Source organism: Acinetobacter sp. YH16038, assembly GCF_013417275.1.
Taxonomy (GTDB): Bacteria; Pseudomonadota; Gammaproteobacteria; order Pseudomonadales; family Moraxellaceae; genus Acinetobacter.
Window position 1 is genome coordinate 1 of sequence record NZ_VPEG01000021.1, and the last position, 24,849, is coordinate 24,849.

Genomic DNA, 24,849 nt, shown 5'->3' on the forward strand with positions numbered 1-24,849 from the left:
TGTGCTGGCGACCATAGCAAGAGTGAACCACCTGATCCCTTCCCGAACTCAGAAGTGAAACCTCTTAGCGCTGATGGTAGTGTGGGGTCTCCCATGTGAGAGTAAGTCATCGCCAGCTCATTATTCCAAAAGCCCTCTGCTCACGCAGGGGGCTTTTTTTATGCGTGGGGTTTAAGAAAATTAATTATTCGATGGTTATTTAAACTGAATCATCACATAAAAGGCGAATTGAGAGGCGTATACTGAGCAGGTTCATGGAGCGGATATGTCCTCAAATTCATCTTCAAGCCATATCGCATATGGTTCATCTGCTTTTAAAGCTATTTTATTCTCCTTATTTCTGGCGGGTTTCGCGATTTTTTCATCGCTGTATTGTGTCCAACCGATGATGCCGATTCTGGCGGATTATTTTCATATCTCTCCAACACAAAGCAGTTTTCCACTTTCCTTCTCTACCATTGCCTTGGCTATTGGCTTGATCTTTACTGGTCTGATTTCAGACCATTTTGGCCGTAAGCCGATAATGGTCTGGTCGTTATTTTCAGTTTCAGTCTTACTGTTACTCAGTGCTTTACTGCCAATCTGGTCGATATTTCTAGCCACACGAGTACTGATTGGTTTAACGGTCAGTGGTGTGGCAGCCGTGGCGATGACTTATATTGGAGAGGAAGTGGTAGAGCAGGATGTGGGCTTTGCCATGGGGCTGTATATTTCCGGAACTGCGATTGGGGGCATGAGCGGACGGTTGATCGCAGGGACATTGGTCGATTTTATTTCTTGGCAATCTGCGACTCTGATCATTGGGTTACTGAACCTATGTATCGCTATAACCTTCTATTTTCTATTACCTAAGTCCAGACACTTTCAGGCTTATCCAATTCAATTCAGCCGTTTTATCAGAGCATTTCAACAGAATCTGAGTGATCCTAAATTAAGAATTCTGTTTTTACAGGGCTTTATCCTGATGGGGGGATTTGTCTCGGTATTTAACTATCTGAGTTATCGTTTGATTCAAGCGCCATTTGAATTGTCTCATGTCTGGATTGGTCTGATTTCGATTACTTATCTGGCCGGAATTTATAGCTCGCCACGAGCCGCAGCTTGGAGCAGGAAGTTTGGACGTTATAGGGTACTTGCCGCCATGCTTTGTACCATGCTGTTTGGCTTAGCCTTAATGTTGATTAATAACTTGGCTTTAGTCTTTATTGGTTTGCTGATTTTTACCTTTTCCTTTTTTGCGGCTCATTCAACTGCTAGTAGCTGGGTATCGGTGCAATCCTTACAGTATCGTGCGGTAGGTTCGTCCCTTTATTTGTTCTGTTACTACCTGGGTTCAAGCTTACTTGGAAGTTCGAGTGGACTGGTCTGGGAAAATTCCGGATGGTTAGGACTAAGTGTATTTATCGCTATTATTTTAGGATTAGGCTTGCTGATGGCACAGCGTTTAAAACCTATAAATGATTCTTCAAAATCAGGATGAGTATATATTCCTAATAAAGGTCTTAAAGCTGTTTTTGTATAAATTATAATCAAGCAACCTAAGCCGAATTCATGCTAAAATACTCGGCTTTCATCTTTGATCACTTTTCTGATCTTCCATCTGCCAGCCGAGAATTGCTAGCCATGTCTACTGCTTATACCGCTCAGACTGCGCCTAAAGCGTTGTTTGATTACGACAAATATTGGGCGTCATGTTTTGAACCCGCGCCTTTTTTGCCGATGTCACGCGAGGAAATGGACCAACTCGGTTGGGACAGTTGTGACTTTATTTTTGTCTGCGGTGATGCCTATATTGACCACCCGTCATTTGTGACCGGGATCATTGGACGTGTGCTCGAAGCACAAGGTTTCCGCGTGGGGATTATTGCCCAGCCGGACTGGACTAATGTAGAAGCCTTCCGTGTACTCGGTAAGCCGAATATTGCCTGGGGCGTTTCTGCCGGTAATATGGACTCGATGATTAACCGTTATACGGCGGATCGTAAGATTCGTTCAGATGATGCTTATTCTCCAGATAACCAGCCGAATAAACGTCCAGACCGCGCAGCAACCGTCTATTGCCAACGTTGTCGTGAAGCTTTCCCGGATGTGCCGGTATTACTCGGTGGTATTGAAGGTTCATTACGTCGTATCGCACATTATGACTACTGGTCAGATAAAGTCCGTCGTTCGATCTTAATGGATTCTAAAGCGGACTTGTTGATGTACGGTAATGGCGAACGCTCGATCATTGAAATCATGCATCGCCTGGCTAAGGGTGAAAAGATTCATCAGATTACTGATGTTCGTGGTACCGCATTCATTATCAATAAACATAACCGTGCTGCGAAAGCCCAGTTTGTGGAAATCGCATCCAATGATGTCGATACCATTGGCCGTGTCGATCCGATCATCAACCCCTATGTGATGAGCGAAGATATTGATGGTTGTGAAATTGAAAAAGATAAAGGCAACAGCTTAAGCCAATACCAGAATTTCCAGAAAGAAGTGGTAGCCAACCCAATCGTGCGTGAAGGGGACAATTTAGATCCAGATACGCAAATTGTGCAGCTACAACCAGCTTCTAAAGCAATTAAACATAAATTACCACCACGTGAACTGGCAGTGATTCGTTTGCCTTCTTTTGAAAAAGTGGCAAATGACCCTGTGCTGTATGCACATGCGAACCGTATTCTGCATCTGGAAACCAATCCAGGGAACGCGCGTGCCTTGGTACAAAAACATGGTGAACGTGATGTGTGGATCAATCCGCCACCGATTCCATTAACTACCGAAGAAATGGATTATGTGTTCGACCTGCCTTATGCACGTCTGCCGCATCCATCCTATGGTAATGCACGCTTTCCGGCCTTTGACATGATCAAGTTCTCGGTGAACATTATGCGTGGCTGTTTCGGTGGCTGTACTTTCTGTTCGATCACCGAGCATGAAGGTCGTATTATTCAGAACCGTTCTGAAGAATCAATCCTGCGTGAAGTAGAAAAAATTCGTGATACCGCACCAGGCTTTACCGGTATTATCTCCGACTTGGGTGGTCCAACGGCCAACATGTACCGCCTGGCATGTAAAGATCCTGAAATTGAGAAAAACTGTCGTAAACCTTCATGTGTGTTCCCGGGCGTATGTCAAAACCTGCATACCGACCATGCACCGTTGACCCAATTGTATCGTAAAGCACGTGCTTTACCGGGTATTAAAAAGATTCTGATTGGATCAGGTCTGCGTTATGACCTTGCTGTATTGAATCCGGAATATGTCAGAGAGCTGGTCACCCATCACGTGGGTGGTTATCTGAAGATCGCGCCAGAGCATACCGAAAAAGGTCCATTATCCAAGATGATGAAACCGGGGATCGGGACGTATGACCGCTTCAAGCAGATGTTTGACCGTTTCAGTAAAGAAGCCGGTAAGGAACAGTATCTGATTCCTTATTTCATCGCGGCGCATCCGGGTACCACCGATTACGACATGATGAATTTGGCTATCTGGTTGAAAAAGAATGGCTTCCGTGCCGATCAGGTACAAACCTTCTATCCATCACCAATGGCCACTGCAACCACCATGTACTACACCGGTAAAAACCCGCTGGCGAAAGTCGCGCGTTATACTGAAGATGTGGACATCGTGAAAGGTGAGAAACGTCGTCGTCTGCATAAAGCCTTTTTGCGTTATCATGATCCAAACAACTGGCCTTTATTGCGTGAAGCTTTAAAGGAAATGGGGCGTCAGGATCTGATTGGTAACTCGAAACAGCATCTGATTCCAACCTATCAACCTGCTGGTACAGATGGGCAATACCAGTCTGCACGTAAGAAGAATTCGACTGTAGCGGGTGATTCACAGAAACGTACTGCTAACCCAGGTAATCGTGGTCAGGCTCAAAATAACCGTCCGAAAAAAGGCCAGATTCTGACCCAGCATACTGGTCTGCCACCGCGTGAAACGGGTGATGCGAAAAAGCCATTCGGCGGCCCTAAACCTAAAGCAAAATCAAAGCCAAAATCACGTGCTTGATTAAGCTGATAAAAAAGACACTTCGGGTGTCTTTTTTTATGTTCAGACTTTATTGATGCGGCTTTCAGGTTCTCAATTAAAATGTAAAATATTTTATTTTTAGTCGATTTAAATTTTTGAAAAATGATATAAAAATAACACTTTGTCGGAATTGTCTTACAGTTCAACCGATTTATATTGCGATCTATCAGGAGACTATTTTACAGTCGCGTATAAGGATTTAACCCTAATTTCTATTGAAATAGCAAAAAGCGGTTTTTAAGTAACCGGCAATCAAGTTTTGCTACGAATTGTATTGGTCTCTACACAGAATGGTAGCAGGGCAATTTTAAAAGTAGTATGGGTTTATACTGGATAACAATAAAACAAGAATGATTATAAGAATGCAAGGATTGAGTCATGACCACCTATATGATTATAGGGAGTTTCTTGGTGTTCTGTGTTGTGCTCATGGCATGGAAGCAGCTAAGGAATAGCCCAAAACCGCAAGACAGCGCCTTAAAACAGCGCGCTATTTTTAATCCAAATGAACAACTGACGTTTACACGCCTGAAAGAAGTATTGCCTGATTATATTGTACTGGCCCATGTTTCTTATGATGCACTACTTACTACCAAATTTGGTCGTACCCGGCACAAGTATCGTGATCTGATTGCAGATTTTGTGATTCTGGATCAGCAATACCAGATTGTTGCCATTGTAGCCGTCGATGATCCGGTGATTTTAAAACGTCCACAGCAGGCGCAATTTCAGGATGCCTTGTTGACTATGGCCGGTTATCGGGTCATTCGCTATGAAGATGTACCGGAATATTATCAGTTACGAGGAGATTTCCTGCGTGAGCAGGAGCATTCCAGTAAAGACCAGAGATTTACCGCTGTGAATGATCTCAAAAAATATCATCTCTATTCAGATCTGGAACGACGTAAAGTCAAAGCATTAAACTGATAGAACCTAAACGAAAAAAGTATGCCAAGTGCATACTTTTTTCTATTTTAGATGAGTAGCAATTAGGCCTGAATAGAAGTCTATTCAGGTTTGACGGCTACGACAGTCAGTTCCACTAACACGCGTGGATCATACAGTTTAGCTTCGACACAGGTGCGGGGTAGGGCTTGAATATCCGATACCCAGGCATCCCAGACTTCATTAAACGCTGCATAATCTTTTTCAATATCTTTGAGATAAATCGTCACAGACATGATCTGGCTTTTATCGGTACCGGCATCCGCCAGGAACTGGTCGATAATATCCAGTGTCTGCTGGGTTTGACCTTTGATATCTAGATCCAGGTCTGTCGCCAACTGACCGGCGAGATGAACCAGATTGCCGGCAATGGCGATCTCAGAAAAGCGTTGTGAAACATGCAAACGTTGAACAGACATCAGCTTAATCCTTGGTTTTTGGCATCAAGGCTGCGACTAATGCAGTCAATAGGCAGCCTATCGCAAGATAGATGGCTACATAATGCCATGAACCATCACCCCAAATCACTAAGGAGGCTGCAATCATTGGGGTAAAACCACCACCAATAATACTGGCGACCTGATAACCGACTCCGGCACCGCTATAGCGATATTCCGTACCAAATAGCGAGGTAAAAATCGGTTGATGCACGCTGACCACCATGTCATGCGCGACATTGGCCAGTAGAATGGCGCCAACAATAATCATCCAGGTATTTTGTGCATCCAGTGCCATAAAAAACGGAAAGGCAGACAGTGCACCGATCAGACCACCCCAGACGCACATGGTTTTATGCTGGATTTTATCCGATAGCCAGGCAAAGAAAGGAATACTGAAACAGCTGATCGCACCGACCATCAGGGTGATATTCAGGAAGAACTGTTTGTCCATGCCCAGATTATTGGTGGAATAGTTTAGGGCAAAGTTGGTGACCAGATACATGGTCAGCAGTTCGGTCAAACGTAAGGCAATAATATAAAAGAAAGCTTTAGGATGTTTGCTGATGGCCTGCAAGATTGGCAGTTTTTCTGGATGATGATCTGCCTTAATCACTTTCTCTACGAATTCTTGAGATTCATCCTGATCACGGCGAATCCACATCGCAATCCCGATCAGCACGATACTGGCAATAAACGGAATGCGCCAAGCCCATTCAGCAAAAGCCTCTTCACCCAGTGTGGCAATAATAACGGATACCGCACCCGTTGCCAGTACCAGACCTACGCCATAGCCGACCTGAACACCACTGCTATAAAAGGCTTTTTTGCCTTTAGGGGCATTTTCCACCGCCATCAGGGCAGCACCACCCCATTCACCACCGACTGCAAAGCCTTGAATGGCACGCAGGGTCACCAGTAAAACCGGTGCCCACCAGCCAATGGCTTCGAAATTAGGTAAAAAACCAATCCCGACGGTGGAAATCCCCATCAGGACCACAGTCAGAACCAGCATTTTCTTGCGGCCGAGCTTGTCGCCGAAATGACCAAATACCACACCGCCTAGAGGACGAAACAGGAAGCCTACCCCAAAGGTGGCTAAAGCCGCCAAGGTACCCATATTGGCACCAATGCTTGGGAAAAACTGGTCTTTAAAAATTAAGGCCGCAACAATGCCGTAAAGGAGAAAATCATACCAATCGACAACAGCACCAACAAAACTGGATAACGCCGCTTTACGCGCGCGTCGTTCTTGAATAACAGAAGAATTTACAGAGGACATGCAGGGAGGGATTCCATGAGATACATCAGAGTTGCCCTGTAATATTCGGATTTGATCGTCACGTCAATCACAGGACAGTATGCTGAAAGTAAAGGTGATTTTCAGCATCTCAGCACATACATGGATAATGCATTGCGCAGATAGAGTACTCCAAAAATTCAAAATGTAAAAACAAAGTTGCCGTATTTTTAAACTAACGTCTAATACTTGTACAAAATAGGCCTAAAGCAGCAGCAATTGCGTTTCTGTTTCACGTGCAGCGAGCTGATAGACGCCAAGCCCAATCAGCCGAAACTGCAGTTGAGGAGTAATATGCATCTCTTGAAGCAATAAGTGTAAAGCCTGCTCCAGTTCTTGCGGGCTACGCAGCAGCTGGCTGAAGCTTTTACTATGCTGCATGGTCTGAAAATTTTTCATTCTCAGTTTTACAGTAACCCCGCGGGCAGAGAGCTGTTTTTTTTCCAGACTCTGCCAGAGCTGGGCAATTAATGGCTGCCAGTAAGGCTGGCATTGCGGTAAATACAGATCATCATCGAAAGTCGTTTCCTTGGAAATCTGCTGGCGTTCCCGTTCAGCTTCGACTGGCCGATCATCAATGCCTTGAGCATAGAGAAACAGGCGCCGTCCATATTTGCCAAAATGCTGAATCAGGATCGCTTCTTCAATCTGCTGTAAATCTCCCAAGGTTTCCAGATTCAAACTTTTTAATTTTTCTTGGGTAACTTTGCCTACACCGGGAATTTTCTTCAGTGGAAGATCCTGAATAAAACGCTGCACCTGTGAAGGTTTGATGACACAGATTCCATTCGGCTTATGCCAGTCAGAGGCGATTTTAGCGAGAAATTTATTCGGCGCCACGCCAGCAGAAGCGGTTAGTCCAGTAGTTTGAAAAATATCTTCACGAATGCGCATTGCCACTTCAGTGGCACTTGGAATCTGCTGCAAATTTTCGGTGACATCCAGATAAGCTTCATCCAGAGACAACGGTTCGATGACCTTGGTATAAGTTTGAAATATTTGATGAATCTGACCAGAGACCTGACGGTATTTGGCAAAATCTGGTTCAATCACGATGACCTGAGGGCAGAGCTTACGTGCTTTAGTCATCGGCATGGCAGAGCGCAGTCCGAATTCGCGGGCCGGATAGGAGGCAGCCGCGACCACTGCCCGCGGATGATGCGAGGCAATCACCACAGGCAGAGCGTTCAGCTCCGGACGCTCACGCAGCTCGACTGAGGCGTAGAAGGCATCCATATCGATATGAATAATTTTGCGCATATCCAGTATCTTAAGTGGCTTTAGCTGGATTGGGAAGAGACCGGATTGACAAGTAAACAGGCTAAAGCATTATTCAAGACGAAGCATATCCTGCCTAAATAATTCAATATCCATTTCATGGTTGAATCAGGGAGAAATTGAGTTTATTTCTTGGCCGGAGGCTGGGACTGATCTGGGGTGGGAATACTGTTCTGCTGTAAAAATTTGATCCAGTCCTGCTCCGAGCCATAAAACACATTCAGGTCCACAGTACGGGCAATGCCGGGAATTTCACCCTGACTGGTATGCTGCCAGAAGGTCCATTTAGGCTGACCCTTTAAATCTGGCAAACCTTGGTACTCACGTACCCAGAGCGGTACGTCAGTAAACTCTCCCGCCAGCACGATGTTATAAAAAGATTTGGACACATAGAAGATCGGCTGCTTGCCATAATGGTGTTTTAAGGCATCATGCATGATCCGGATTTCCTTGAGCATCTGCTCTTTGGAATAGTGATTGATGCATTTGCTGTCATATTCCAGATCCATTACGGGTGGCAGGGCATCACTTTTACGCGGAACCGACTCTATAAAATTCTGAGCCTGAATGCTGCCATCACGGCAAAGCCGGTAAAAATGATAAGCACCGACCAGAAAGCCCTGTTCGCGGGCCTGCAGCCAGTATTCCTGAAACTTGGTATCTTTAAAATCACCACCTTCTGTGGATTTTAAATAGACAAATTTATATTTCTGTTTTGGTATTTTCTTCCAGTCTATTTCTTTCTGATGATGGGAAACATCAAAACCATGAATCGAATAATCTGCTGCATGCGCTGATGGCTGTTTGAAAACCAGCAGATAAAGCACAGTGGTTACCACAAGCGTAATCAGCAGCCCGACTGCAATCACTGAGTATTTTTTCCAGTTGCTAGAAGTAGGAGCTGCTTTCATGTGCACGGTGGCCTAATCTAGAGATATTCATATCGAGTTTATATTCTGCCCTAGACTGGCGTGTTTTTGGGGATATGCCAGAAAATATAGGCAGCAATAATGTTAATACAGCCTAGACAGAGCAGCGAAACGTGAAAGGCATTATCTAGCTGTTCTGGGCCGAAGTAGGCACTAAACATATTGACTAGCGTACCTGCCAGTGCCACCCCGATACTCATTGACAGCATCATGATCATCGACAGAAAACTGTTACCACTGCTGGCATCCTGCTGGCTTAAATCTTTTAAAGTCAGCGTATTCATTGAGACAAATTGCAGCGAATTCAGAATCCCGAACACAAAGAAATGTATAGCACGTAACCAAATTGGAGTCTCCGCCGTAGTCAAGGCAAAACTGGCGATACATAGACCGACCAGCAAGGTGTTGATCAACAAGACTCTACGATAACCAAAACGTTGAATGATTTTGCGGATAATCGGTTTAGATGCTAAAGAACCGAGTACCGTTGGAATCATCAGTAAACCGGTAATAAAAGGTTCGAAACCAAAAGCGACTTGCAACATTAAAGGCAATAAAAACGGAATCGAGTTGCCGCCGAGTCGGGCAAAGAAATTACCCAGAATGCCAATCGAATAGATCTTATTTTTAAATAATTTACTGCGAAAAAGCGCGTTCAGATGAGTATGCGAGTGGTAGGCGTAGATGAGTGAGGCAATCAGGCCACTTCCGACCAGACTTAAGCTCCACCATAGTGGATATTGTGGATTGGCAAAGTTTTCAATCCCTAGACACAAGCCGATCATTGCGATGACCAGTAGAATAAAACCGCCAAAATCAAAACGCTGTACCGTCGGTTCGGTAATATTGGGCATAGCTTTAAAGGTAATCAATGCACCCAGCAGACCAATCGGCAGATTGATCAGGAAAATCCAGTGCCAGGACAGGTATTCCACCATCCAGCCACCTAAGGTTGGACCGATTAAAGGACCCATTAGTCCGGCCAGACTCATCAGACTCATAGCGGATAGAAACTGGGTACGAGGAATAATTTTCAGCATGGCCAGTCGTCCGACTGGAAGCAGCAAAGCACCTCCAATGCCCTGAAATACCCGATAAACCAGTAGTTCATTCAGATTCTCAGACCAGGCACAGCCGAGTGAGGCCAGAGCAAAAATAATGATCGCTGCAAAATAGATATTCCGAACCCCAAAGCGATCTGCCAGCCAGCCACTTAAGGGAATGCAGGCTGCCACAGAAAGCACATAGGCCACCACCACACTATGCATCCGTAACGGATCTTCCTGCAGGTTACTGGCAATCGCAGGCAAGGCGGTATTGATAATCGTGGTATCCAGGCCTTGCATGAAAAAGCCAATCGATACCAGCAAGACCAGCAGTCTGAATTCAGGTTGTAGGGATTGATGCGTAGGAGTGACATTCATGGATTTAAAAAATCATCTATTTTGAATAGTTTAAAGAAATCTATGCAGCAGTGTGACTGAAATAAAAACGATTGTGAATAGGAGTCGTGTAGACAAAATGCTAATGAATTCACAGCCTGATTTCAGTTATTGAAGAGAAAGGGTAAAAGATATATTTCTATACTGCGAACATCTCAAACTTATACGGATTTATAAATACGTCATTTTTGGAACACTTCAAGCTTCTTTTTAAGGAGTAGGCTACAAAAAAATATGACGGAAATGTCATGAAAATGAAATAAAACCGTCATAATCTGGGGCAAACTTCCAGAACTGCTGTACTGGGAACTGTCTAGTAAAAGGTTTTGTACTTATGACCATCGAGATTCTGATGGTAGTTGGCTTCTGTCTGGCCGCCTATTCCATCGTGGGGAATGATGTTCCGCAAACATTAGGAACATTTATTTCATCGAACTCACATCGCCCATGGTGGGTACTCTGGATTTACATCAGTACTATTCTGGTTGTGGTGTTAATTTATGGCTGGTTTGCTTCTGGAGTAGGGGATGCCTCTTATGGACGTTTGGAAACCATTCCTTTTCCTGAGGATGGGGTCACCTGGCTATATGTAGTACCGCCTCTTTTACTGATCATTTTGACCAAATATGGTATTCCGGTGAGTACTACTTTCTTGGTGCTCACGATCTTCTCCCCGAGCAGTCTGGGTTCCATGCTGACCAAGTCGATGATGGGTTATGCCGTCGCGTTCTTTGTGGCGATTGTGATCTATCGTCTGGTCATGAAAAAACTCGCGGTCTATTTCAGTGAAACCCGTGATCAGCAACATTCTCCGATGTGGATGGCTTTGCAATGGCTATCTACGGCATTTCTGTGGAGCCAGTGGCTGATCCAGGATCTGGCCAATATCTTTGTTTATGTGCCGCGTCAGGTGCCGTTTGAATTCCTGATCTTTGCCATTTCTGTCTTTGTCATCCTGCTGGGCATGATTCTTTACCAACGTGGTGGAGCTATCCAGAATATTGTCGATACCAAGACTGGGGTCACCGATGTCCGTTCTGCTACAATTATCGACTTTATCTATGCGCTGATTCTGCTGGTGTTTAAAGAGTGGAGTAACATCCCGATGAGTACCACTTGGGTATTCTTGGGGTTACTGGCCGGTCGTGAATTTGCCATTTCGATGCTGGTGACTGAAGTCAACAAGCACCGTACTTCACGTAATGTCAGTAAAGATGCCATGAAACTGATGTTTGGTCTGGCGATTAGTGTATTTCTGGCGACGACTTTGCCATGGTTCTATCACACGATTTCCGGTTAATGTCTTTGCATGTATAAATGAAAAAAGCGAGCATCAAGCTCGCTTTTTTATGGCTTTAAATATTTGCTATTCAAAGCAGATGAAAAAATTTAAACCACAAAACGTTGTGGGGCATCCAGATTCAGCAAGGTGGTATAAATCTGATCTGCATGTTCACAGACAATCAATTTAGCCCGATGTTGGGGCGGCAAGAAGCCTTCCTGCACCGCAAGATCAAGCTGGGCAATCAGGGGATTATAAAAGCCATTGACGTTATACAGCATCATCGGTTTTTGATGCTGGTTCAGCTGACCCCAGGTCGCAATTTCCAGAATTTCTTCAAATGTTCCCAATCCACCCGGCAAGGCGACAAAGGCACAGGCACGATCTGCCATCATGGCCTTACGCTGATGCATGCTGGTGACGATATGCAGTTCTGTGAGTTGAGGATGGGCAATCTCATAATCCAGCATGAATTCAGGAATCACGCCCACCGCTTCACCACCATGCTGAATCATGGTGTCTGCCACCTGGCCCATCAGACCAATACTGGCGCCGCCATAGACCAGACCAAAACCATGTTCGGCCAGACCTTGTGACAGTTGAATCGCTTTTTCCAGATAAATCGGTTTGTTGCCGGCACGAGAGCCACAATATAAAGCTACTAGCGGGCGTGTTGTTTTTGGGGAGTTATCATTAAAATAATCGGTCATTTCCATTACACTTTGCATTTATTTTTTTCACCTTATCATTTTTTTATCTACTTACTATAACTTAGTTAACAAATATGACAATTCCATGAGCAGACCTCATTTTAGGACAAAATATTTCATTCAAATTCATCCATAATCCCGGATGAAAACAGGTGAATTTCATGCTGTTCTTGATATACTGAAAGTCTGTCTTACTACAATAGAACTCACATGGGTAGTCGAAGTTGGCGCTTTAATTTAATAAAACGTCACATTATCAAGTCTTTAATTCAAGTCGGGTATCAACCTGTATCTCATCATGCAAATACTTGCCTTTCTCCTCGGTTAGAGGAGCAGATGCAATGATTTTTGAATGGATGTCAGATCCCTCTGCCTGGATTGGCTTACTCACACTGATTGTTCTTGAAATTGTACTCGGGATCGATAACCTGGTCTTTATTGCAATTCTGGCGGAAAAGCTTCCACCCGAACAGCGTAATGCAGCGCGTATTACCGGTCTGGGCTTGGCGCTGCTAATGCGACTGGTGTTGCTGGCATCGATTGCCTGGGTCGTAACGCTTACTGAACCGCTATTCCATATCTTTGAGCATCCATTTTCAGGACGCGACCTGATCTTATTATTCGGTGGTGTATTCCTGCTGTTTAAAGGCACTATGGAGCTGCATGAGCGTCTGGAAGCCAAACCTGTGACCAAGGAAGAAAATCCGGTTCAGGCGGTGTTCTGGATGGTGATTGTGCAGATCGTGGTACTGGACGCCGTGTTCTCGCTCGACAGCGTGATTACTGCGGTTGGTATGGTCAAAGATCTGTCTGTGATGATGATCGCGGTGATTATTGCGGTCGGTATCATGTTGTGGGCCTCTAAAGCCCTCATGGATTTCGTCAACAAGCACCCGACAGTAGTGATTCTCTGTCTGGGCTTCCTGATGATGATTGGTTTCTCGCTGGTGGTTGAAGGCTTCGGTTTCCATATTCCAAAAGGCTATCTGTATGCCGCGATTGGTTTCTCGGTGATTGTGGAATTCATTAACCAGACCATGAAACGCAATCAGGAAAAAATGGTCACCACTACTGATATGCGTTACCGTACTGCGTCTGCCGTAATGCGTATGCTGGGCGGTAAACCGGCTCAGGACAATGATTCTTCTGAACCGGAAGATGTACTGGCGACTCGTGCCTTTGCTGATGAAGTCTTTGATGATGACGAAAGTGGAGTCTACCATAGCGTTATGGTGCAGGGCGTACTTGGCCTGTCAGAACGTCCGGTGAAATCGGTGATGACACCACGTCCTGAACTGGAATGGATTGATCTGGAAAATGATCATGCCAGTATCAAAGAGCAATTATTGCATATGAGCCATTCACGCCTGATTGTGGCGCGTGGTGAACTGGACAATATTGCCGGTGTGGTATTGACCCATAAAGTCCTGAATGAATACATCGAAACAGGTATTTTGGACTTCGAAAAACATCTGCGTGAACCTGTGATTGTACATGAAAATGCTCAGGTCTTGATGGTCATGGATCAGTTGCGTCAGGCACCGCTACAAATGGCTTTAGTACTGAACGAATATGGTTCCATTGAAGGCGTGGCGACACCGATTGATGTACTGGAAGCGATTGCCGGTGAATTCCCGGATGAAGACCAGTTGGAAGCAGCTGTAGAAAGCCTGGAAGATGGCAGCCTGATTCTGGATGGTTCGACCGATATTCGCCACGTGTCACTGCTTCTGGATCGTGATCTGGTCAATGAAACGGAAGAATATTCGACATTGTCGGGTTATATTCTGTTCCATCTGGGGCGCTTGCCAGAAAATGGCGAAAAGCTCGAAGCAGATGATTATATCTTTGAGGTGGTCACGATGGACGGCCACAAGATTGATAAGGTGCATATCATTGCCCCAGCGAACCGGAAAGACTAGTTCAGCGCCCGAAGGACGAAGCTAAAAGTTTGCTAAAATAGCCCGCACTGTCGGGCTATTTTTTATGGAATTGAGATGTCAGAAGCATGTCCATGTGGACGAGGTGAATATGCAAGCTGTTGCCAGCCACTGCATCAGGGTCAGCAATTGGCTCAAAGCGCCGAGCAATTGATGCGCTCGCGGTATAGTGCCTTTGCCAAGCATGAAATTGATTATATCCAGCAGACTACCGCCCGTGGACAGCAGCAGGCTTTGGACATGCCAGCCATTGCTGAATGGAGTAGGACCAATCAATGGCTGAAGCTGGAAATCGTGCAGGCCAATGAAAAGCTGGACAAGACCCATGCGCTGGTCGAGTTCAAAGCACATTATCACGATGGCAAGCAGGCCCAGATTCATCATGAAATTTCACATTTTGTAAAGTTCGAGAATCGCTGGTACTTTCTAGATCCAACGACAGATCAACAGTTTACAATGAAACAGCCGTGCATCTGTGGCTCCGGGAAAAAATTTAAGCAATGTTGTGCGCATTTTTTATAATTTTCACATAGATTTAGCTTAGAATAGCCGCCATCTCAAAGCCTCAGGTGGAAGCAGGGCGATGTTACTGACCGTCATCTATATTATTGCAATTACCGCTGAAGCCATGACCGGAGCCTTATCTGCCGGTCGGCGTAGTATGGACTGGTTCGGGGTCACGATTATTGCCTGTGTTACGGCGCTCGGTGGTGGTTCTGTACGTGATGTACTGCTTGGCCATTATCCTTTGACCTGGGTCAAACACCCGGAATATCTGGTACTGACCTGTTGTGCCGCCTTTGTCACCATCCTGATTGCCAAATGGATGCGCCATTTACGCAATATCTTCCTGGTACTGGATGCCTTGGGCCTGATTGGCTTTACCATCATTGGCTGCCAGATTGCGCTGGAAATGGGGCATGGTTTTGTAGTCAGTGCGGTCGCCGGGGTTCTGACCGGAGTATCGGGCGGTATTTTACGTGACATTTTATGTAATGATGTGCCTTTAGTCTTCCGCCGTGAACTGTATGCCAGTATTTCCTTTGTTGCAGTCATCTTCTACTGGCTCTGCAGCAATTTCGGTCTGTCACTCGAACTGACCATTATTTCCACCCTGATTTTTGGCTTTAGTTTGCGTTTGATTGCGATCTATTTCGGTCTGGAAATGCCGAAGTTTATCTATAAGGATGATGACGAACAGTCCGCTTCATCCAAAGACGAATCTTGATATGAATTACGGTAACTGCGGGAGGGAAAACTTCCCGCAGGCGTACGTATTCGTAGTATAAAAAAATAAAAAATCAAACCTCCTGTTGGGACAGCAGCATCTCCCGTTTCACCTGATCAGAGATTTTTGTTATGGATTTAGTTTCTCGGATACAGCGCTTGCCGATCGGCAAGTTCCACTACACTCTTTTATGGGTGATTGGTCTTGGCTGGATGTTTGATGCCATGGATACGGGATTGATTTCCTTTATTCTGGCGAAAATGGCTGAAGACTGGCAGATGACCGCTGACCAGAAAAGCTGGGTGGTTTCGATCGGTTTTATCGGTATGGCGATTGGGGCGATTTTCTCAGGTGGACTGGCAGATCGCTGGGGACGTAAAACGGTATTTGCCAGTACGCTGGTGGTTTATAGTCTGGCAACCGCTGCCTGTGCCTTTGCGCCTAATCTGACCTGGTTACTGGTATTCCGTTTTATTGTCGGTCTGGGATTAGGGGGTCAGTTGCCGGTTGCTGTGACACTGGTCAGTGAATATATCCCGGCACGGGTACGTGGTCGTTTCATTGTGCTGTTGGAAAGTTTCTGGGGCTTGGGCTGGCTGGTGGCTGCGCTGGTTTCGCGTTTTGTGATTCCTGATTTTGGTTGGCAAGCTGCATTCATGATTGGCGGGATACCGGCACTGTATGCCATCGTAATCTGGAAACTGGTGCCTGAGTCGGTGCCGTATCTGATCAATCGTGGCCGGGTAGATGAAGCACAGGCTCTGGTTAAAAAGATTGAGCGCAAATGCGGCGTCGAAGTCATGGAAATCTTTGAAGTTAAACCTGTGGCTGCCAAGCAGAATATCTCGTTTACCCAGCTCTGGAGTGGTATTTTTGCCCGCCGAACCTTGATGCTGTGGCTGATCTGGTTTGGGATCGTTTTCTCCTACTATGGTATTTTTACCTGGTTACCAAGCCTTCTGGTCAAGGAAGGCTATACCATCGTGCAGTCTTTTGAATATGTCCTGGTTATGATTCTGGCGCAATTGCCGGGTTATATTGCGGCAGCATGGCTAGTCGAAAAACTCGGTCGTAAGGCGACTTTAGCTGGCTTTATCGGCATGTGTGCGATTTCAGCCTATTTCTTTGGTCAGTCAGGTAGTGTCACCGAGATCGTAATCTGGGGTTGTCTGATGTCCTTCTTTAATTTGGGGGCATGGGGCGTTCTTTATACCTATACACCAGAACAGTATCCAACCAATATCCGTGCTTTTGGTTCAGGCTGGGCCGGTGCAATTGGTCGTATTGGCGGGATTGCTGCACCTTTTGCCGTAACCCATTTGATGGGGATGCCAAATGGTTTCAGTTATGTCTTTACCATGTTTACTGCAGTATTAATCGCAGTAGCTGTGGTCATTTTAGTCCTGGGTGAAGAGACCAAGGGCAAGACGCTAGAGTCCATGGGTTTATAAGGTTGGTGATTTTTCAGTTGCTCAGCTGCTATAAAGTGGATATTTTTAGCCCATAAGACACGATTTGTCGCGCTGTGTAGTTTACTGCCCTTGTGCAGCACACAGCCGCGACTTAGCATAAGAAACATTGATACAAAAACGAATTTTAGGATTATAGGTTGTTATGACAAGCCTTGCGCATCATGCGACAGAAAACCGTTCCGTAGCCGAATTTACCGAACAAGCTTATTTAAATTATGCCATGTACGTGATTATGGATCGTGCATTGCCACATATTAGTGATGGTTTGAAACCGGTACAGCGCCGTATTGTCTATGCCATGAGTGAACTGGGTCTGAAATGGACCAGTAAACCGAAAAAATCGGCACGTACTGTCGGGGATGTACTGGGTAAATACCATCCGCATGGTGACTCGGCCTGTTATGAAGCCATGGTCTTAATGGCGCAGCCATTCAGTTATCGCTATCCATTTATTGAAGGACAGGGCAACTGGGGTTCACCGGATGATCCGAAGTCTTTCGCGGCGATGCGTTATACCGAAGCCAAGCTGTCGCAATATAGTGAACTGCTTTTATCCGAGCTAGGACAAGGTACCTGTGACTGGCAGGATAACTTCGATGGTTCGATGAAAGAACCGATCAACTTACCGGCACGTGTTCCGAATATCCTGCTAAATGGTACCACCGGGATTGCTGTGGGGATGGCGACTGATATTCCGCCGCATAACTTGCGCGAAGTAGTGAAAGGTACTATCGCTCTGATCCGTAATCCGAACCTGACCGATGCCAAAATGGCAGAATACATTCCGGGACCGGATTTACCGACCAAAGCGGAAATCATTACGCCACCCTCCGAACTGCTTAAAATTCAGACGACAGGTCGTGGCAGTTACCGCATGCGTGCGGTATACACCATTGATAAAAATGAAATCGTGATCACCGAATTGCCTTATCAGGTATCAGGTTCAAAAATCATCAGCCAGATTGCAGATCAAATGCAGGCGAAAAAATTGCCATTGGTCACTGATGTTCGTGATGAATCGGATCATGAAAATCCAACACGTTTAGTGGTGGTATTGCGTTCGAACCGTATTGATGCGGAAGCGGTAATGAGCCATCTGTTTGCGACTACAGATCTCGAATCCAGCTATCGTGTCAATATGAACATGATTGGCGCGGATGGCCGTCCACAGGTGAAATCGATTCGTCGTATTCTGCTGGAATGGATCGAAATCCGAAAAACCACCGTCACTCGCCGTTTGCAATACCATCTGAACAAGATCGAAAAACGTCTGCATATTCTTGGCGGTTTGATCATTGCCTACTTAAATATTGATGAAGTAATTCGGATTATTCGTGAGGAAGATCAGCCTAAACCAGTGTTGATGGAACGTTTTGGCATTGATGAGATTCAGGCCGAAGCTATTTTAGAACTCAAGCTACGTCATCTGGCCAAGCTTGAAGAAATGGAACTGCGCCGCGAACAGGAAGAGCTGGAAGCTAAAGCTGCCGTGATTCGTGAACAGCTGGCGAATCCTGAGTCTTTAAAAACTTTGATCATCAATGAACTAAAAGAAGATGCCAAGAAATTTGGGGATGATCGCCGTTCTCCAATCGTGCAACGTGCCGAAGCCGCTGCTATTGATGAAACTGAAATGCTGCCAGCGGATCCTGTAACGGTAGTATTGTCTGAAGCGGGCTGGATTCGCTGTGCTAAAGGGCATGAAGTGGATGCTGAAAATCTGAATTTCCGTGCGGGCGATCAATACCTTAGTCATGCCCAAGGTAAGTCTAATCAACGCGTCTATGTATTAGATGATAGTGGCCGTAGCTATGGCTTGCCAATCAATAGCCTGCCATCGGCACGAGGACTCGGTGAACCGTTGAGTTCAAAACTTTCTCCGGCAAGTGGAGTTGGTTTCAAGCAGGTATTGGTGGCTGAAGATGATGCAGAAATCCTGGCAGTCAGCAGCAAAGGTTATGGATTTAAAACCCAAGCCAAGCAGTTGGATACCAATGCCAAAGCTGGTAAGGCTTTCCTGAATCTATCTGAAGGTGCACAGGTCATGAACCTGCAACCACTGGAAGATGCAACTCATGTTGCACTACTCAGTTCAGCTGGCCGTCTGCTGGTTGTTGATCTGTCGGAATTACCTGTACTCAATAAAGGTAAAGGTAATAAATTGATACAACTTGAAGATAAAGATCAAATTTTATCCATGACAATATTGAAACTTGATGAAATAATTCAAGTGCTTGCAGGACAGCAACAATTAAAACTTAAAGGGGATGACCTGCAAAAATATATTGGGAAACGAGGCTCTAAAGGAACCCTGTTACCACGTGGATATCAAAAAGCAAATAAACTGTTGATTCAAAGATAATACTAGCATCCATGAATCGAAATACGTTATATATGAGTAACGATTCGACAAATGGATGCAATGTTGCACATATACAAGTCTAAAAAATGACGTGCAGCATTGAAAAAAACAGTTGAACTACTAAGGATTATGATTGGAGAGATTGGCATTATGGAAAAGATTTGGTTCGCTGAATACCAAAAAACAGGGATTCCAGAAACTGTAGAATTACCAGCAGAAAATACATCTCTGGTTGATATTTTTGAACGCAATTTCCAAAAATTTGGCTCACGTGATGCCTTTATCTTTATGGATAAGACTTTAACGTTCAATGAGTTGGAAGAAGCTAGTCGTAAATTCGCAGCATATTTACAAAGTTTGGGTCTGGCAAAAGGCACACGTGTTGCCGTAATGATGCCAAACGTTCTTCAGTATCCGGTCGTAGCATTGGGGGTGTTCCGCGCTGGTTTAGTACTGGTCAACGTGAATCCACTATATACATCACGTGAGCTTGAGCATCAGTTAAAAGATTCTGGTGCTGAAGTTCTGGTCATTATTGAGAACTTTGCAAGCGTTTATCAGTCAATTATTGGCAAAACGCCGGTGAAGCACGTGGTTGTTGCTTCTGTGGGTGACATGCTGGGTGCTTTAAAAGGTACTTTGGTGAACTTCGTATTGCGTTCAGTACGTAAGCAGATTCCGGCATGGGATATTCCTGGTCACATCAAGTTCAATGCTGCACTGAACAAGGTAAATCCAAGCAACTATAAACGCCCTGAATTGACTTTAAGTGATACTGCAGTACTTCAGTACACAGGTGGTACTACTGGTGTTTCTAAAGGTGCTGAACTGACCCATCGTAACCTGGTTGCTAACCTGTTGCAGTGTGACGGTATCTTCCAGAGCAAATTCGGTGCGCAAGATGGCCAGCCAGATGACCGTATTTTCTGTGCTTTACCGCTTTATCACATCTTTGCTTTCATGGTCTGTGCACTTTACGGCATGTATAAAGGTCAGGCGAACGTTCTGATTCCTAACCCGCGTGACCTGCCTGCGGTGATGAAAGAATTACGTAAATACCAGCCAACATTCTTCCCTGCTGTGAACACACTGTTTAATGCGCTTGTAAACAATGAAGAATTCAAGCAACTGGATCATAGCCGTTTAAAAATGGCGATGGGCGGTGGTATGGCGGTTTTGCCTTCTACTGCAGAAGCTTGGAAGAAAATTACCGGCACTAATATCATTGAAGGTTATGGCCTGTCTGAAACTTCTCCAGTGGCAACTGCAAACCCACCGGCATCTGAAGCATTTAGCGGTACGATTGGTATTCCGTTGCCTTCAACTGAAGTTGCTATTCTGGATGATGACGGTAATGAAGTTGCACTCGGTGAGCAGGGTGAAATCTCAATCCGTGGTCCTCAGGTGATGAAAGGCTATTGGAACCGTCCGGATGAAACCGATAAAGTGATGGTGAATGGCTTCTTCCGTACTGGTGATATCGGTGTAATGGATTCACGTGGTTATATCAAAATCGTTGACCGTAAGAAAGACATGATTCTGGTCTCTGGCTTCAACGTTTATCCTTCTGAAATTGAAGAAGTCGTCGCGAAACATCCAAAAGTTCTGGAAGTGGCTGCAATTGGTGTACCAGATGAAAAATCAGGTGAAGTGCCAAAACTTTTTGTGGTGAAGAAAGACCCTTCATTGACGACTGAAGAAGTTCTGGCATTTGCGAAAGAAAATCTGACCGGTTATAAACGTCCACGTTATGTTGAATTTATGGATGAATTACCGAAATCTAACGTAGGCAAAATCCTGCGTAAAGACCTACGTAAGACTGCATAAATCTTGCAATAAAAAAGCGCCTAAGGGCGCTTTTTTTAATTCTCTTTTTTCATTAGCCAGCGGTCGAAGTAAGGACGTCCTACACCGATCACACCCAAAAAAATAAACATGGTACCAAACTGGCGGTTAAATCCTCTCAAATTAAAACTGCCATAACTGAGAATATTATCTATCAAGCAATAAATGATGATTGCGACCACCCAGTGCCAGATCGGCATGCGTTTGATGCCCACGGCATAGAAGGCAATCCATAAGATGGCAAAGGTAAAGAGGGGAGACCAGATATTCATATTGGCACAAATGACCGCTATCAGAAATGCAACAATCGGCAATACGATTTTTAATACGCGATCCACTTGACGTTGATGCTGGCGCTGTTTCTCGAGGACATCGAACATTTCATTTTGATCAGGGCTGACCATAGTGAATCCTTAATCATTTATAAAAACACTCTATTTAACAAAATTTATTCACGAAACGCCATGCTATGATAGACATAAAAATTCTCAAGAGAAAAATCAGATGCATAGCATTAGTGGGGTTATCTATCTCATTTTGGCAGCTTGTCTTTTACCTTATGTTTTTACCTTGATTGCGAAAAAATCGGCAGGGTTTCGTGCAAAAGACAATCAGAATCCGCGGGCATTTTTAGAAAAGTCTACAGGCTTGGCCAGTCGTGCCAATGCCGCCCAGCAAAATAGCTTTGAAAGCTTACCGCTCTTTATCGCCTCGATTCTGATGGCAGAATATATGGTCGTGTCGCAAAGTCTGGTGATGACCTTTGGGATTGCCTATCTGGTTTTTCGGGTCATCTATGGGATCTGTTATCTGGCGAACTGGTCGACCTTACGTTCAATTGTCTGGCTGTTATCCTTATTATGTCCAATAACCTTACTGCTGTTAATTATCAAAATCTCTTAAGCTTAAAATAAAGCAGGTCGAGATATTTACAGTTCAATATTTTAAAATCAAAAAAAATCTGTAAAAACCGTTATAATTGTCGCGGTTTTTAAAAGATATAACTTGTTAAAGAGTGATGCTATGAGCTACAGCAATATCCCAGCGGGTAAAGATGCGCCAAACGACATCTATGTCATTATCGAAATTCCTGCAAATGCAGCACCAATCAAATATGAAATCGATAAAGATTCTGATGCATTATTTGTAGACCGTTTCATGGGTACAGCAATGTTCTACCCAGCAAACTATGGTTATGTACCAAATACACTTTCTCTAGATGGCGACCCTCTAGACGTATTGGTGGTAACTCCACATCCAGTAGAGCCAGGTTCAGTTATTCGTTGCCGTCCTGTGGGTAAACTGAACATGGAAGATGACGGTGGTGTTGATGCGAAACTGGTTGCAGTTCCACACGAAAAACTGACTCCGATCTACAAAGATGTTCAAGAATATACTGATCTTCCTCCATTACTGATCAGCCAAATCGAACACTTCTTCCAGCATTACAAAGACTTGGAACCAGGCAAATGGGTTAAGTTAAGTGGTTGGGAAGGTGCTGATGTTGCGAAACAAGAAGTACTCAGCTCAATTGCAGCTTATGCAGAAGCAAATAAATAATTCATTTGCTTTTCAGTTTAAGTCTTTAACTTTTTAAAGCTTAAACAAAAAAACCTGCACATTGTGCAGGTTTTTTATTATGGCTTGAAATTCGGGTGAATTAGAATAATTTCACAGGAATATCTAACCAGATACGCCATTCGTTGGTGTCAGGCATATATGCATCATTATAAAGTTGATCTGCACGGTAAAATGAATGACGTAGACGTAAGCTTGCATCTTTGGCAAAACCAGACTGAACAGTGTATTTCACCTGGTTAAAGAATTCACTTTCTTTAGCATTATCAATTGTCATATTACCTTGATTATCAGTAGCTTTGATATCCCAACCATATACATATGCTGTAGTCCAGGTTAATCCAGGAATATTTAGACCTTTGAAGTCATAGGTATATTGAAGTTGAGCAGATTTTTCATCATTACCAATGAAGTCAGACAGGTATGAGTTTGGCATGTAAATAGTTTGATGACCATCACCGACACCACGACCTAAACCGTAGTCATAGCCTGTATTACCAAAGTTCTGTTGGTAAGCAACCATTACATTGTGCGGACCATGATTATAAGTAGTCGATAAAGCTAAAATTGTATTATCGAATGAATCATCTTGTGAACCAATTTGAGAATACAAATAAGGATTCGCTTCTTTATCCCATTTAGTGTGATAACCACTGAAATCATGAGTTAAAGTGCTTTTATCTGCTAAATCATAACTATAGTTAGCATTTACATAATGACGGTCTAAACGGTCTTTAATGTCTGTACCATAGTAAGAAGCGTTTAAAGCATCACTAAATTTATATTTCGCACCCCAAACAGTAGCGCGATCTAATTCATTGCCATCTGAATTAATCTGGCTAGAGCGCTGATTTTCAGTGAATTTACCCGCAACAAGACTTAGATTTTCAATTTCCTTACTTTCAATCAATACACCATTATAGTATTCAGGCACTAAACGTGCAGTATTGCTTGCAAGTACAGGAAGATCTAAAACTTGAGTACCATAAGTCGCTGTTGTATTTGATACTCGAGCTTTCACATATGCACCACCACGAGCCCAATGGTCATAGGCATCTTTAGTACCATCTGCATTATCTTGAGGATGAGTAGGGATCATATCGTTACCAGTATGACCATTTTTACCTAATTTGAATGAAGCATCCCCAATGATACCTGCACCAAAGCCGACTACACCTTGAGTAAAACCTGAATCTAATTTGACAATTGCTGTTTGAGCGAAAGAACTCGTATCACTATTTGGTGGAGTACCTTTATAGTCACGGGTTAAATAACCAGTACGGAAAAGTACAGATCCTTCTGCGTCTTCTACAAAACCTTTAGACTCACTTTGCTCGCTAGCAAAAGCGGTTGAGATCAATGCAGCCTGAATCAAAACTGCCAATGTTAATTTTTTTGTGTTTTGCATTGGGAGAGAGCCTTATACAAATTGATGGAAATTTTTAGGAATTGTATAAGATTCGCTGAATAAATGTCATTTTTATTTACGATATTCCACTAAAGTCGAGGGATTTTTTTTAATCTAAAGTAAATAATAGTAAGATATCTAACAGTATAAATCCTGACCATATAGTAAAAAAACAAATAAAAACAAAGATATTTTTTAAATCTAATTCTCTGAAGGGTATGACTCATGAGTGCATCAATAATATTTAAAATTAAAATTCTTAGAATGAAAAAGTTGAGTGTTCAAAATCTTCATTTTCTGTATCAGACTCTTCATTAATAATTTCTTAAAAGTGAGAATTTATTATAAATTATTGAATTTTAATATATAAATATTTAATTTAAATATTTATAAATCCAAAAATGCGCAGAGATTTCCGAATAATAAAAAGTCATTCTATGAGAGTCACTTTTTCTTGCTTAGCACTATTTTGAACTTTTTAATCCAGAAATTTTCTGAGTTTGAGCAAGAATCGAAAACTCGAATAGAGCAATCTGTTTCTTTACTTTTTATTTCTGCACCTTTTTTTAGCACAAAATTTAATCAAAGCGAAAATAGACTCAAAATGGCGCAACTTGTAAATGATTATGTATAAGACCGAAAAAAGAAAATAAATCTT

At 43.8% G+C, this 24,849-nt stretch carries 20 protein-coding genes and 1 rRNA gene; 13 read left to right on the forward strand and 8 right to left on the reverse strand.

The annotated features are described in order from the left end of the window. Positions 1-3: 3 nt before the first annotated feature. The 4 genes from rrf to FTV34_RS10550 all read left to right on the forward strand — a co-directional run bounded on the left by rrf (position 4) and on the right by FTV34_RS10550 (position 4,962). Positions 4-118 (forward strand): 5S ribosomal RNA (gene rrf / locus FTV34_RS10535). A gap of 147 nt (positions 119-265) precedes the next feature. Continuing rightward, complete coding sequence (locus FTV34_RS10540) at positions 266-1,480, forward strand: MFS transporter (RefSeq protein ID WP_180070098.1); 1,215 nt, start codon at positions 266-268, stop codon at positions 1,478-1,480. A gap of 143 nt (positions 1,481-1,623) precedes the next feature. Then, positions 1,624-4,014: a YgiQ family radical SAM protein gene (locus FTV34_RS10545; RefSeq protein ID WP_180034235.1), complete on the forward strand. Its 2,391-nt coding sequence runs from the start codon at positions 1,624-1,626 to the stop codon at positions 4,012-4,014. 399 nt (positions 4,015-4,413) lie between these two features. Continuing rightward, positions 4,414-4,962, forward strand: a complete 549-nt coding sequence (locus tag FTV34_RS10550; RefSeq protein ID WP_166136543.1) for a DUF2726 domain-containing protein — start codon at positions 4,414-4,416, stop codon at positions 4,960-4,962. An 80-nt stretch (positions 4,963-5,042) separates the two neighbouring features. On the opposite strand, the gene FTV34_RS10555 is transcribed toward FTV34_RS10550, so the two are convergent. The 5 genes from FTV34_RS10555 to mdtD all read right to left on the reverse strand — a co-directional run bounded on the left by FTV34_RS10555 (position 5,043) and on the right by mdtD (position 10,348). Beyond that, on the reverse strand, positions 5,043-5,399 hold the full coding sequence (locus FTV34_RS10555) for a RidA family protein (RefSeq protein WP_005233436.1): 357 nt from the start codon (positions 5,397-5,399) through the stop codon (positions 5,043-5,045). Positions 5,400-5,403: 4 nt separating this feature from the next. Continuing rightward, the gene (gene shiA / locus FTV34_RS10560; RefSeq protein ID WP_179992224.1) at positions 5,404-6,699 is read right to left on the reverse strand and encodes a shikimate transporter; all 1,296 of its coding nucleotides are present in this window, start codon (positions 6,697-6,699) and stop codon (positions 5,404-5,406) included. Positions 6,700-6,921: 222 nt separating this feature from the next. After that, positions 6,922-7,977, reverse strand: coding sequence for a DNA polymerase IV (gene dinB / locus FTV34_RS10565; protein ID WP_180031587.1), 1,056 nt, complete (start codon positions 7,975-7,977; stop codon positions 6,922-6,924). Positions 7,978-8,120: 143 nt separating this feature from the next. Then, positions 8,121-8,906, reverse strand: a complete 786-nt coding sequence (locus tag FTV34_RS10570; protein ID WP_180052793.1) for a GH25 family lysozyme — start codon at positions 8,904-8,906, stop codon at positions 8,121-8,123. 50 nt (positions 8,907-8,956) lie between these two features. After that, positions 8,957-10,348 carry a multidrug transporter subunit MdtD gene (gene mdtD, locus FTV34_RS10575; protein ID WP_179992221.1) on the reverse strand — a complete coding sequence of 464 codons (1,392 nt, stop codon included), beginning with the start codon at positions 10,346-10,348 and terminating at the stop codon, positions 8,957-8,959. A gap of 352 nt (positions 10,349-10,700) precedes the next feature. Between mdtD and FTV34_RS10580 the strand changes: the two genes are divergently transcribed. Next, positions 10,701-11,666 carry a hypothetical protein gene (locus FTV34_RS10580; protein WP_034169797.1) on the forward strand — a complete coding sequence of 322 codons (966 nt, stop codon included), beginning with the start codon at positions 10,701-10,703 and terminating at the stop codon, positions 11,664-11,666. An 89-nt stretch (positions 11,667-11,755) separates the two neighbouring features. Here the strand turns inward: FTV34_RS10580 and FTV34_RS10585 are convergent, their stop codons facing one another. After that, positions 11,756-12,376: a TIGR00730 family Rossman fold protein gene (locus FTV34_RS10585; protein ID WP_166136525.1), complete on the reverse strand. Its 621-nt coding sequence runs from the start codon at positions 12,374-12,376 to the stop codon at positions 11,756-11,758. A 323-nt stretch (positions 12,377-12,699) separates the two neighbouring features. On the opposite strand from FTV34_RS10585, the gene FTV34_RS10590 reads away from it, so the two are divergent. The 6 genes from FTV34_RS10590 to FTV34_RS10615 all read left to right on the forward strand — a co-directional run bounded on the left by FTV34_RS10590 (position 12,700) and on the right by FTV34_RS10615 (position 21,187). After that, complete coding sequence (locus FTV34_RS10590) at positions 12,700-14,280, forward strand: TerC family protein (protein ID WP_159123942.1); 1,581 nt, start codon at positions 12,700-12,702, stop codon at positions 14,278-14,280. A gap of 75 nt (positions 14,281-14,355) precedes the next feature. Beyond that, on the forward strand, positions 14,356-14,820 hold the full coding sequence (locus tag FTV34_RS10595; protein ID WP_180070100.1) for a YchJ family protein: 465 nt from the start codon (positions 14,356-14,358) through the stop codon (positions 14,818-14,820). 61 nt (positions 14,821-14,881) lie between these two features. Further along, entirely contained in the window at positions 14,882-15,526 is a 645-nt protein-coding gene (locus FTV34_RS10600; RefSeq protein ID WP_034169794.1) for a trimeric intracellular cation channel family protein, read from the forward strand. Between the two features lie 131 nt (positions 15,527-15,657). Then, entirely contained in the window at positions 15,658-16,977 is a 1,320-nt protein-coding gene (locus FTV34_RS10605) for an MFS transporter (RefSeq protein WP_005233444.1), read from the forward strand. Between the two features lie 163 nt (positions 16,978-17,140). Beyond that, positions 17,141-19,360: a DNA topoisomerase IV subunit A gene (parC, locus tag FTV34_RS10610; RefSeq protein ID WP_180011315.1), complete on the forward strand. Its 2,220-nt coding sequence runs from the start codon at positions 17,141-17,143 to the stop codon at positions 19,358-19,360. Between the two features lie 150 nt (positions 19,361-19,510). Further along, positions 19,511-21,187, forward strand: a complete 1,677-nt coding sequence (locus tag FTV34_RS10615) for an AMP-binding protein (protein ID WP_180003777.1) — start codon at positions 19,511-19,513, stop codon at positions 21,185-21,187. 35 nt (positions 21,188-21,222) lie between these two features. Here the strand turns inward: FTV34_RS10615 and FTV34_RS10620 are convergent, their stop codons facing one another. Next, on the reverse strand, positions 21,223-21,609 hold the full coding sequence (locus FTV34_RS10620) for a hypothetical protein (RefSeq protein ID WP_034703874.1): 387 nt from the start codon (positions 21,607-21,609) through the stop codon (positions 21,223-21,225). Positions 21,610-21,709: 100 nt separating this feature from the next. On the opposite strand from FTV34_RS10620, the gene FTV34_RS10625 reads away from it, so the two are divergent. Both FTV34_RS10625 and ppa read left to right on the forward strand, forming a co-directional pair. Then, positions 21,710-22,108: an MAPEG family protein gene (locus FTV34_RS10625; RefSeq protein WP_004787362.1), complete on the forward strand. Its 399-nt coding sequence runs from the start codon at positions 21,710-21,712 to the stop codon at positions 22,106-22,108. 120 nt (positions 22,109-22,228) lie between these two features. Then, complete coding sequence (gene ppa / locus FTV34_RS10630) at positions 22,229-22,765, forward strand: inorganic diphosphatase (RefSeq protein ID WP_180070102.1); 537 nt, start codon at positions 22,229-22,231, stop codon at positions 22,763-22,765. A 100-nt stretch (positions 22,766-22,865) separates the two neighbouring features. Here the strand turns inward: ppa and FTV34_RS10635 are convergent, their stop codons facing one another. Continuing rightward, entirely contained in the window at positions 22,866-24,191 is a 1,326-nt protein-coding gene (locus FTV34_RS10635; protein WP_166136507.1) for an OprD family outer membrane porin, read from the reverse strand. Positions 24,192-24,849: the final 658 nt, after the last annotated feature.